This is a genomic window from Streptomyces marokkonensis (genome assembly GCF_039539045.1).
GTDB classification, from domain to species: Bacteria; Actinomycetota; Actinomycetes; order Streptomycetales; family Streptomycetaceae; genus Streptomyces; species Streptomyces marokkonensis.
Genome location: NZ_BAABCQ010000095.1, coordinates 20301 through 30371, shown reverse-complemented (window position 1 = coordinate 30371; position 10071 = coordinate 20301). Strand labels below are relative to the sequence as shown.

Genomic DNA, 10071 nt, shown 5'->3' with positions numbered 1-10071 from the left:
CTGTCGTCCCCGTAATCCGGGCCCGTCAGGCCGGTGCAGTTGTAATCATCCACACGCAGGAGCAGTAGAGAGTCGGACTCGGTCATCTCGCGAAGCCCTTCCGCGATGACCCTTCCGACCTTGTGCCGGCCCGTGGCGGAGGCCTCGAAGTGCGGGCGTATCTCATCCCACTGAAGTGCATCGAGAAATGTGCGCAAGTGCTCGCCCGACAATTCTTCGAGGGTGTACCGGACCCGTACAGGGCTCTGCGGGTCAAGCTGCTCGTCGAGACTGTTCTGCGTGGCTTCACGTGCGAGCACAGCCAGGTCCGCGTCGAAGGCGAAGGCCGCAGCATTGCCGAACTCCCGCCCGCCGTCACGATGTGCCGGTCGGTGATGCCATTTGAGAGCACTCGATGACACCACCTCGGCCGCGCGGCGCAGCACCGTCTCCTCGTCGACACCGAGGGCAGCGGCTATCGCTCGCTTCCTGTCCTCGCGGGGCTCAGCACGGCCTGTGGCCCAGGCGGAGACCGCAGCCGGTGTGACTGCAAGGGCCTCTGCCAGCGCCGACTGTGTCATCCGACGCAGGCGCAGCTGTTTCTCGAGCCAGGCCCCGAAATCCTGTCGCTGGTCCGTTGCTTCCACCGTGCCCCCAAGTCAACCGAGTGGAGCAACGGATGATAGCAAAAGACGTTTGTGGTGAGCCACGTGCAGCAATTTCGTTTGTGTGACGACTTGAACCCCACGAGGATCACGCGTGTACTTCCCAGCTCAGCTCCTCCAGGGCATCGATACGCATCTGCGCCCGGTCCAACACCTCGTCCGTGTCCCGCCCCTGCTCCCGGAGCCAGTGGAGGAGATCAGTGATGATGAGGATCGCCGTCTCCTCCGCTTCGGCGGCCCCCAGCCGGCCCGAACGCGAGCGGATCGGCGGGCTGGCTGCACCGTAGAGATCAATCAGCGCCACCGCCCGTGCTGCTTGCGGGGTTCTGCCGGATTCAGGCCGAGCCTCGGGCACCGTGGCGAGCTCGCACCAGGTCACCTTCCGATCGGCATGGAGCAGCACACCCCAACGGTCGGTGACCGCGTCGACAAGCGCCACACCGCGTCCGGCCTCCGCCTGGACGTCCGCGGCGATCAGGGTGGGCAACGCTCGAGTGTCCGGGTCGTGTACCTCGATACGGAGGAACGTGCCGTTCATCAGTAGGGCCAGGGTGGTCGGAGTACCGGCCCCGACGTGGGTGATGACGTTTGCCACTAGCTCGCTGACGCAGAGTTGAGCCTCGTCCACGAGGCCTTGAAGTCCCCACGCCTCCAGTCGCGTCCGCACCTTGCGCCGCAGCGCTGCGACTTCCTCTTCGTGGGCAGTGAATTCCACAACGTACGGGGATCGCACCATGCACGCCTTCGGGATCACTTCCGAGCCTTTCGTCGCTGCCGGTTCACTCGGCCGTCGTCGGAGCCTCCGGTCAATCGGGCCCCGCACGTTCGGCTTCCACAGCATGGCCGGCACAAATCCCGCCGTGCAATGTGCAGCAAGAGAATCCCACGATCGAGTGATTGGCACACGACGCCCTTGGCACAGAGACTGAACGCCGTTCACCAAGAAGGAGGTTCACATGGCCGGGTCACCGACGGCACGCCGACGTCGGCTCTCCATCGAGCTGAAGAAGCTTCGGGAGAAGAACGCGTTGACCTGCGCCCAAGTGGGGGCGGCGCTGGACTGGAGCGGCTCGAAGGTCAATCGCATGGAGACCGGCAGTGGGCGGGTCCAGCCGTCCGACGTCGACGCCCTGTGCCGGTTCTACGAGACCACGGACGAGCTGCGCGAGTTCCTGAAGTCCCTGGCTCGGCAGGCCAAAACACGCAGTTGGTGGCAGGTCCACGGGTCCGGCGTGCCCGAGTGGTTCTCCATCTACATCGGCCTCGAACAGGACGCTTCCACCCTGCGTCAGTACCAGTGCGAGGTGATGCCCGGACTTCTCCAGACCGAGCCGTACGCACGTGAGCTCCACACCTGCGGCTCCTACTTGCCTCCCGAGGACATCGACCGTGCCGTGCGGGTACGGCTGGAGCGCCAGTCGATGCTCAGCGCCCCCGACGCTCCCGACTGCTGGTTCGTCGTGAGCGAGGGAGCAGTACGTAGGGTCATCGGCGATCGCGAGTTGATGCGAGTGCAACTGGAACACGTGTTGGACGTGGTGCAGAAGCCGAGCGTGACGCTTCAGGTTCTTCCCTTCGACGCCGGTACCTGCCCGACCACAGGTCCGTTCACCATGCTGGGCTTCCCGGATCCCAAGGACCCGGACATCGTGTACCGGGACGGCATCACCGATGCGATGTACTTGGAAGGGGAGCCCCATGTCCGCGAGTACAACAGAGCCTTCGACGAGTTGAGGGCAGCGGCCATGAGCCCACGGCAGAGCATTCAGTTGATCAGGAACGTGGTGAAGGAGTGGGCACGGTGAACATCGGTCCCAGCGGCACCGAGCCGTCACTTGCTTGGGTCAGGTCGTCATACAGCAACGGCGCAGGGGGCGAATGTGTCGAGTGCGTCACTGACGGCGGGCGGATACTCCTGCGCGACACAAAGATCGCCGATGGGCACGTCACAGCCGTAGGGGCTCCCGCGTGGCGTTCCTTCACGCACGCGGTGCGTCGGGGCTGGGCGGAGCCCCGCTGAGCTGCGGTGCGGTGGCGTATCGCAGGGGTCGACCGAGTGGACGGTGTCGCCGTGCGGCGGTGTCAGGGTGCCTGAGCAGGGCCTGCGACCGGCGCGGACCTGTAGGACACTCCACGTAGAACAGAGGAGACCAAGGAGTAGATGATCGTGAGCGCACAGCACGAGGAGACCAGTCTTCCTGTACCGCTGCCGTTGAAGACCATCGGCGACATAAGAGCTGCTCTGCTTTCCGGGCACGGGTTTCCAGGTGATCGGGACGCCTTCGAGACCGATCTGCAGCGTGCGTTGGAGGCGTCGTCGGAGACCGATCTGAAGGCCGTGGCCGCGGTGATCGTGGATTACCGGGGACGGATCCGCCTGTACCAGGATCCCGATTTCGACATCGCTGTCCAAGAGGGCGTCGATCTCGCCATGCGGCTGAAGCAGGAGGCGCGAGGCGAGTGAGCGGCGTCATCGCAGCCGTCACAGTGCGAGCGGCACAGCGGGCGAAAGAGCTCGGTGCGGAGCATGCCTTGGAAGCCCTACGGCAGGAACTGGAGCTGATGCCCCGGCTCGGAGTGCTCCTTGGACCGCGCGGTCGGGGCGACATGGAGGTACGCAAGACCAGGATCGAGCCGACGGGCGACGCACCCGGACTCGCAGTGGCATACGTGTACACACCGGCACCCCCGCCTCCGACGGTCGCGATCACTTCGGTGACGCCGGACGACGGCACCTCAGAGTGATTCTGCCGACCTACGTGCGTACGGTTCTCTCAACCCGGGCATGACGTCCCGACCGTGTCCACGATGCTCCGCGGAGCATCACGCCTGATCGTCGGCCCCGCCCTCGTTCCCGCCCTCGATGACGGTCAGGTCGGTGCGCGTGCCGGCGTACGGATCGGGTGCGCCCTCGGGGATGTTCTGCATGGCCTGGCCCTGGGCCGCGCCGTTGCCGTTGAACACGAAGTCCGGCCGGATGCGCCAGTTGCGGCCCTCGCGGTAGATGAAGCCATGGGCGGCGAGCTGCTTGAGGCCGCGCGAGACGGAGGCCTGTGACATGCCCACCTGCTCGGCGAACTTCACCTGGCTCTCGACGAGGACAAGGCCGTGGTCCTTGCGGTTCTGGAGGGCGCACATCTTGTGGAACAGCTTGTAGGCGCTGACGCTGAGGTCGGCGTCGGCGAGGGCGTTGTGGGCCGCGTATCCCATCGTGGTGAAGCCTCCTCCCCTGAACCAGAGGGCGTGAGCGGCCGAGACCGACGAGTGGACGGTGAAGTCGTTCACCTCGCCCGTCCCCTTGTTCACGGTCTCGATCCGGGTCACTCGCCGGGCCGCACGCACAGAGTACTCCCAAGGGTGAATGGAGAACATGCGGCGCTGACTCATCTGGTCCAGCACCGATGTCGAATGATTCGGTGCTGGATAGCGTAGGGCATTCATCCAGGTCTGGATGACGTTATCCAATACTGGATTCGTGGCTTCGTGTTTCTGCACGTCAACGACGTGTCCTCCATCGCCTGTCTTTATAGGCCAAGGAACCCGCCGCGCCTCCCGCCCCGAGGCACTCGGTCGGCCCGCCACGCCCGGGTGCCGGGCCTCGGTGGCCATGCGCCTTCATCGAGGAAGCGTGGCTGATACCGGTACGGGGCTGAGGGAGGCACACGTGACGGGCGGCCGTTCGGCTCTCCCACCGCTGTGGCGTGCTTTCGACGGCTCAGGTCCTGAGGTCCGGGGATGCTCGGGCGATTTGGTCGCGGGCCACCGCACTGCAGCGAACAGGTGGACGAAGGACGTGGAGCCATTTCCTTCGTGGCACGGCCGCCGTGGCACGGCCGGTATTGGTCCCGGGCATGACCGGCACGGCGTGGCCTACGCGCCGGTCCGTCCGTCGACGAGTTCTCGTACGACGTCGATGTGGCCGTTGTGGCGGGACGTCTCCTCGATGAGGTGGAGGATCACCCAGCGGAGGTCGACGTGGCGGCCGTCGCTGATGGGGCGCTTGGCCGTCGAGTTCAGGTCGTGGTCAGAGACCAGGCGGCGGTAGCGGGCGCTCTGCTCCTCGTACTCGGCCAGGAGCTGGGGCAACGGGACGTCGACCGCCGTCCGCATCTCGGGGTCGGGGTCGTCGTCGGTCGCCTCGGTGAGGGGACCCGTCTGCTCCTCGCCCAGGAAGATCACCTGGAACCAGAAGTTCTCGACCCATCGCAGGTGGCTGATCAACCCGCACAACGTCATCAGCGGTGACCCCGGGAGCGGTGCCTTGCGGGCGTCCTCGGGGGACACGTCCTCGCACTTGGCTCGCGCGGTGTCACGGGCGTAGTCCAGGAAGGTGGCCAGCTGCGTCCGCTCGTCCCACGTGGGAGGCGTATCGGTTCGTTGAGTCATCGCGGGGAGTCTCCCGCAGCACGGGAAACGGTGTCGACTCATTTGATCGCGGATCGGGGTCGACGCCTCGGCCATCTGCTGTGGCCGGGGGGGAGTCCGGTGTGGTCCGGCGGGCGGGTCGGCGGACCACACCGGCCCACGGGCGCGGCCCGCCGAGCAGCAGGCCGGGGCCGGAGCCCGAGCAGGTGTCGCGACGAGCCGTCGGTCCACCACAACGCGTCCTGCGGCGTCCGTGCGGAGTTCGCCTGCCGCTCCCCTGCTGTTGGCCGTGCCTGGCTACCTTCGCCTCGCCCGGTCCGGCAGCAGGAGAGGCATGCCCATGAGCACCCCGGTCCATCGCACCCCGACACGGCCGTCCGTAGCCGCGCCGACGGTCAAGCAGCGTCGGGAGGGCAGCCGAGCCGGGAGTCCGTCCGGGAACTCGGCGGAGCACGCCTTCCTTCGGTTCCAGTCCAGCGTCGGCAACCGCGCCGCCACCGCGGCGGTGCAGCGTGCCAGAAGCGCGACCGGGGAACGTACGGCGGAGGCCACCGGCGCGGCCGGGCAACAGGCGACGGGAGGCGGTGGCGGGGCCGACGGGGCGCGGCAGAGGAAGAGCTATCGCGACCGGATCAACGCGGTGCTGGACCGGTTCAAGAAGAACCTCGAACCCACGGACAACATCGTCAAGGGCGGCCAGACCCCCACCAACGCGGCCCTCACCCACCAGGCCGGCGCCAACGCCGACGGGGCCCTCAAGAGCGACGCCGCCATCTCGGGCACCTCTGCCGCGGGGTGGAATGCCCTCACGGAGGCCAGCGGCGTCGTGGTCAGCACCATGGACGCCTACAAGAACATGAAGGACTCCAAAAGCAACGAGACCGGGGCCAAACACCACACGGCGAGCCGGAAGGCCAAGACCAAGGGGGCGGACGCGGGCGTCGGTGCCGTCAGTTCGGGTTCCTACGGCGCCGCCATCGCCAAGGAGGCGACCAAGGTCCAGGGGGCGGCGAACGCCGCGACGGCGGCCGAGGCGAGCGGTGCCCTCAGCGCCGTCACCGGCCTGGCGAAGGGCGCCCGCGCACTGGTCCGTGTCGGGGGAGCGACCAGCAAGTACAAGAACGTGAAGGCCCTCGGAGATGCCAACGTCGTCAACGCGACGCTGCTCGCCCGTCTGGACCGGGAGGTGCACATGTCCGTGCACCGGGCCAACGCGGCCCGTGCGGAGGCGTACGCCAGGCTGGACGCGGCCGAGGCGCACCCGCACGAGGGTTGGCAGGAGGGCGTCGACGCTGCCTTCGCGACCTTCGAGAGGGAGTTCCGCAGCGTCAGGCCCGCCGAAGAGGCGTACAGGCGTGCCGTGAAGGAGACGGCAGACCTGAGCCAGGTACAGAAGTACGCGAAGAAGAAGCAGGTCACCAAGATCGGCAAGGAGACGGTGGGCGGCGTGATGGGCGAGCCCGCCAAGGCCGCGGCCGGCGTCTTGACACTGGTCACGGCGACGGGGGCGCTGGCGAGCAACCCGGCCGGCTGGATTCTCGCCGCGGTCGGGGCCGGTCTCGTCCTGGCCACCACCGGTTACAAGGCGGGCCGCGCGGCCACCAAGCGTTACGACGAGAAACGCCACCCCGACCGCTTCACGCTGGAGGGCGAGACTGCGGAGGATGCCGTGCCTCGCACGGAGTCGCTGAAGCACGCCTTGAAGTTCTGGAAGAAGGTGTCGAAGGGCGAACGCCAGGCCATGGCGCGCAAGATCTACGGCCTGGCGGCGGGTCCCGACGTCCCCGGGAGCGGCGGCACGACGCCCCAGCTGCGGCAGTCCGCCCGGGAGCTGCTCATCGCGCTCAAGGCGGGTCCCGCACAGCACAAGTTGGACCCGGAAGCGTGGGAGACGACCCTCAACGACCCGGCGAAGAAGGGTGGTTGGATATCGGAGATCGCGGAGCAGCTGGCCTCGGGGTGACCGTGCGGCGCCGCGGTCGCCTCACGGCTTGCGCACCGTCCCGCAACAGGCGTCGACGGAGGTGGCGGGCGGGCGGACGACTCGGTCCCGGCAGCGGGACGCCGCCGTCACCGGGACGCCCGCGCCTCGCGCGCCGTTCTCCCCGGACGGACGACCCCGGCGGCGCGGAGCAGCACCTGCTGAGGGAGTGGTTGCACCGCCTCGCCACCGACGGCTGACCGCGACGGGGGCGGTGACGAGGCCGGCGCGCGGGCCGGGCCCTGCCCGTTCGGTCCGGCCGCGCCTGGGCGGCTGCCGCACGTGTCGGCAGCCGCCGCGCCCCGGGTCAGGACACCACGCGCAGGTGGGTCGGCCAGCCGATGCGGTCGAGGAGGCGGAACATCTTCTTGATGTCCGTCGGGTTCAGCTTCACGCAGCCGTTGGACTTGTAGTCACCGGCGCCGTCCCAGCGGCGGGCCTCGGTCCGGCCCGCGCTGCCGTCGCGGTTCATCTCGGAGTGAATGAACATCTCCGTGCGGGTCAGGGTGCCCTTGGAGCACTTCATGTCCTGCAGGTAGACGGCGTACCCCTTGATGAGCTTGCCGTTGTACGTGCGGGTCTTGAGCTTGATCTTCCAGTTGCCGTTCGGCATCCAGCCCTTGGCGCGGGCGCAGTCGTCCTTGACGCCGAGGCCCGATCCGGCCCGGTAGGTCGCCCAGAGCTTCTTGCCCCGGTAGACGGAGAGCTTCGAGTTGGTGGGGTCGCCCGGGTTCTTGTCGAACACCAGGGTCGTCGCCGTCGCCGCTGCGGCCTTGGCCTCGGTGGGGCCCTGTGCGGCCGCGGCCGGTGCCAGGGCCAGCGTGGTCGCCACCGCTCCGGCGACCACGGCACCGCGCAGGTGGCGTCCGTTGCTGTTCATGTGTGTTCCCTCGCTTCTTGTCGTCCGGGGCCGGGCAGCCGGCCCCCGTGTGTGGTTCGGGTGGGTGGCTTGGGTGGGTGGTCCGGCCGCGCGGCCGGACGCCGCGGTCCGGGTGTGGGCGCACCCGGACCGACGGAGGGGGCGGGCGTCGTGGCCCGCCCCCGTCCGTACGAGGTCAGGCGATGGCCAGGCGGACCTCTGCCTTGTTCGTCCCGGCGAAGGTGTGGGAGAACTGCTCCCGGACACCGGAGCTGCAGGCCGTCGACCTCTTGGTCTGGCCGTTGCCGCCGACGACGCGGACCAGGGCGCACTTGCCGTCCATGCGGGTGTCCTGGAGCCAGCCGGAGACCGTCACCTTGCCGCCCGAGCAGCGCAGGGACCAGCTGGCCTTCGCCCCGTCGATCACCGGGGAGGCCGACGACGGGCACGTGGCCGCGCTCGCCGGGCCGGCGGCGCCCACGGCCAGTCCACCGGCGAGGACGACGGCGGACAGGACGGACGTGATGGACTTGCGGAAAGCAGACATGGGGTACCCCTTCAGACGGAGAACTGACGGAAAGCGGACCGGAACGAGACTCCGTGCGTCTCGCCCCGCCGACGTGCGGGGCGAGGTCCGGAGTTCCGGCTGCGACACCAGCATCACCGGACGGAACGGGTACGAGAAGACGATCCCGGCTGCTTGCCGAGGCGCATCCATGCACCGTGCATGAGAGGGCTCTGACCTGCTGTCATGCCCGTCATGCCGGTCATGCGCGGGACTGCGCGACATGCGCCCGGACGCAGTGTCCGCGCGTGGGGCCGACCCGCTCGCGCGGACGCGGACCCTCACGCGGATGCGGATGCGGATGCGGACGCGGATGCGGATGCGGACGCCGACGTGGGAACCCCCGTGGCCGTCTGGTACGCCGGAGCCCTGTCGGGCGGGAGCTGCCGCACGAGCAGGACCAGCCAGGTCTCCGTGTCCGCCTTGCCGGTCACGGGCAGATGGTGATTGCTCTGGAAGAACCTCAGGTCGGCGGCGGTCACCGCGGTGAACTTCCCCGATACCACCGTGCCGCCCTGGCCCACGTTGTCCAGGAGCTCCTGTACGGCCAGAACGTGTGCGCCCTTGGATCCGGCGACGGCTTCCTTCACCAGCTCCGGCCACGTGTCCTTGCCCACCTTGCCGTCGGGCGCCAGATCGTTCTTCCGCTGGAAGTCCATGACGGCGTCCCGGGTCTCCTCGTCGAAGAAGCCGTCCGCCCTGACCTTGTAGCCGTGCGCGTTCAACAGGTGCTGAAGGGCTCGGCCACGGGTGTGGTGGTCCTCCTTCTGCATCATCAGCAGCGGCCAGTCGTGCGGCCCCACGCTCGCGGGCGCGGCACCGGCCGCACCGGCGGCAGGGACGCCACGGCTCGGGGCGACCAGTTCGCGAACGCCCGCTCCGGCGGCGAAGGCAAGGACCACGGCCGCCACCATCAACACCGGCAGGGCCCGCCGGGAACGGGGGCGGGGGCGGCCGGACGCGCCGGACGCGTCCGTTCCGTCCGTGGCCTCGGCCTCGGCTCCGGCGGCGGTGTCCGTCCCCATGGTGGCGTCGGTACCGGCGGTGGCGTCGGTCCCGGTGGCGGGGCCGGGGCCGTCCGTGGGACCGGCCGTGGGCGCGGTGTCCGGTCGGGTGGCGGAACCCGGTCCGCCGGTCGTGCCCTGCTCCTGCGTGGAGCGGGGCCCGTCCGCGGTGCCGGTCACGGCGGCGGGCGGCTGCTTGCCGCCGGCGAGCCGTTGACGGCTGTTCTCCTCCAGCGCGGCCCGGCACAGTGCCCGCGCCGGCTCCAGTTCCACCGCCGGAGCGCGCAACTGCGCGTGCAGGGCCTCCACCACTCGCGGAGGAGCGTTCGACGTGTGCTTCGGATTCAAGTAGCGCGAGAGCGTGGTCTGGTCGACACCCAGCCTCGCGGCCAGCGCCTGCTGGGTCGGCCGCATTCCGCCGGACGAGTGCCCGGCCTCTTCCCACCAGCCTCGAAGCAGTCGCGCCAACCGCTCTCCCGGCGGCTGCTCCCGGCCCGAGCCCTCCTGCTCGTACGCCATGTCGTGTCTCTCCCCGTCGTCAGGCGGAACAGCCGGGCGTCCACACCTCTGCATGACGGCATAGCGGCACGTCAGCCGCGTATGCCCCGGCGTGCATGGACGCATCGGCCCACAGCGGCGCAGATCGTAGCGAC

12 protein-coding genes are annotated in these 10071 nt (G+C 68.9%); 5 read left to right on the top strand and 7 right to left on the bottom strand.

The genetic code is table 11. The features are described from left to right. Both ABEA26_RS22455 and ABEA26_RS22450 read right to left on the bottom strand, forming a co-directional pair. A partial coding sequence (locus ABEA26_RS22455; RefSeq protein ID WP_345594854.1) for a helix-turn-helix domain-containing protein occupies positions 1-626 on the bottom strand: 626 nt, incomplete at its 3' end. A gap of 106 nt (positions 627-732) precedes the next feature. Then, entirely contained in the window at positions 733-1380 is a 648-nt protein-coding gene (locus ABEA26_RS22450) for an ATP-binding protein (protein WP_425587882.1), read from the bottom strand. Positions 1381-1600: 220 nt separating this feature from the next. Between ABEA26_RS22450 and ABEA26_RS22445 the strand changes: the two genes are divergently transcribed. From ABEA26_RS22445 to ABEA26_RS22430, 4 genes are all read left to right on the top strand, one after another. After that, the gene (locus tag ABEA26_RS22445; protein WP_345594850.1) at positions 1601-2449 is read left to right on the top strand and encodes a helix-turn-helix domain-containing protein; all 849 of its coding nucleotides are present in this window, start codon (positions 1601-1603) and stop codon (positions 2447-2449) included. After that, positions 2437-2664 (top strand): DUF397 domain-containing protein, encoded by a 228-nt coding sequence (locus tag ABEA26_RS22440; RefSeq protein WP_345594848.1) that lies wholly within the window; start codon positions 2437-2439, stop codon positions 2662-2664. Before ABEA26_RS22445 ends, ABEA26_RS22440 begins: the two co-directional genes overlap by 13 nt. Before the next feature lie 147 nt (positions 2665-2811). Next, positions 2812-3108 (top strand): DUF6247 family protein, encoded by a 297-nt coding sequence (locus tag ABEA26_RS22435; protein ID WP_345594846.1) that lies wholly within the window; start codon positions 2812-2814, stop codon positions 3106-3108. Next, positions 3105-3389, top strand: coding sequence for a hypothetical protein (locus tag ABEA26_RS22430; protein WP_345594844.1), 285 nt, complete (start codon positions 3105-3107; stop codon positions 3387-3389). Before ABEA26_RS22435 ends, ABEA26_RS22430 begins: the two co-directional genes overlap by 4 nt. 78 nt (positions 3390-3467) lie before the next feature. Here ABEA26_RS22430 and ABEA26_RS22425 read toward each other — a convergent pair whose 3' ends face one another. Together ABEA26_RS22425 and ABEA26_RS22420 are read right to left on the bottom strand one after the other, a co-directional pair. Further along, the gene (locus ABEA26_RS22425) at positions 3468-3950 is read right to left on the bottom strand and encodes a replication/maintenance protein RepL (RefSeq protein WP_345594842.1); all 483 of its coding nucleotides are present in this window, start codon (positions 3948-3950) and stop codon (positions 3468-3470) included. Between the two features lie 564 nt (positions 3951-4514). Further along, on the bottom strand, positions 4515-5030 hold the full coding sequence (locus ABEA26_RS22420) for a DinB family protein (RefSeq protein WP_345594840.1): 516 nt from the start codon (positions 5028-5030) through the stop codon (positions 4515-4517). Positions 5031-5349: 319 nt separating this feature from the next. Here ABEA26_RS22420 and ABEA26_RS22415 point away from each other — a divergent pair, with 319 nt between their 5' ends. Beyond that, on the top strand, positions 5350-6972 hold the full coding sequence (locus tag ABEA26_RS22415; RefSeq protein WP_345594838.1) for a hypothetical protein: 1623 nt from the start codon (positions 5350-5352) through the stop codon (positions 6970-6972). A gap of 325 nt (positions 6973-7297) precedes the next feature. Here the strand turns inward: ABEA26_RS22415 and ABEA26_RS22410 are convergent, their stop codons facing one another. From ABEA26_RS22410 to ABEA26_RS22400, 3 genes are all read right to left on the bottom strand, one after another. Then, complete coding sequence (locus ABEA26_RS22410) at positions 7298-7870, bottom strand: L,D-transpeptidase family protein (RefSeq protein ID WP_345594836.1); 573 nt, start codon at positions 7868-7870, stop codon at positions 7298-7300. 175 nt (positions 7871-8045) lie between these two features. Next, positions 8046-8396 (bottom strand): hypothetical protein, encoded by a 351-nt coding sequence (locus tag ABEA26_RS22405; RefSeq protein ID WP_345594834.1) that lies wholly within the window; start codon positions 8394-8396, stop codon positions 8046-8048. A 299-nt stretch (positions 8397-8695) separates the two neighbouring features. Further along, positions 8696-9937: a peptidoglycan-binding protein gene (locus ABEA26_RS22400; protein ID WP_345594832.1), complete on the bottom strand. Its 1242-nt coding sequence runs from the start codon at positions 9935-9937 to the stop codon at positions 8696-8698. Positions 9938-10071: the final 134 nt, after the last annotated feature.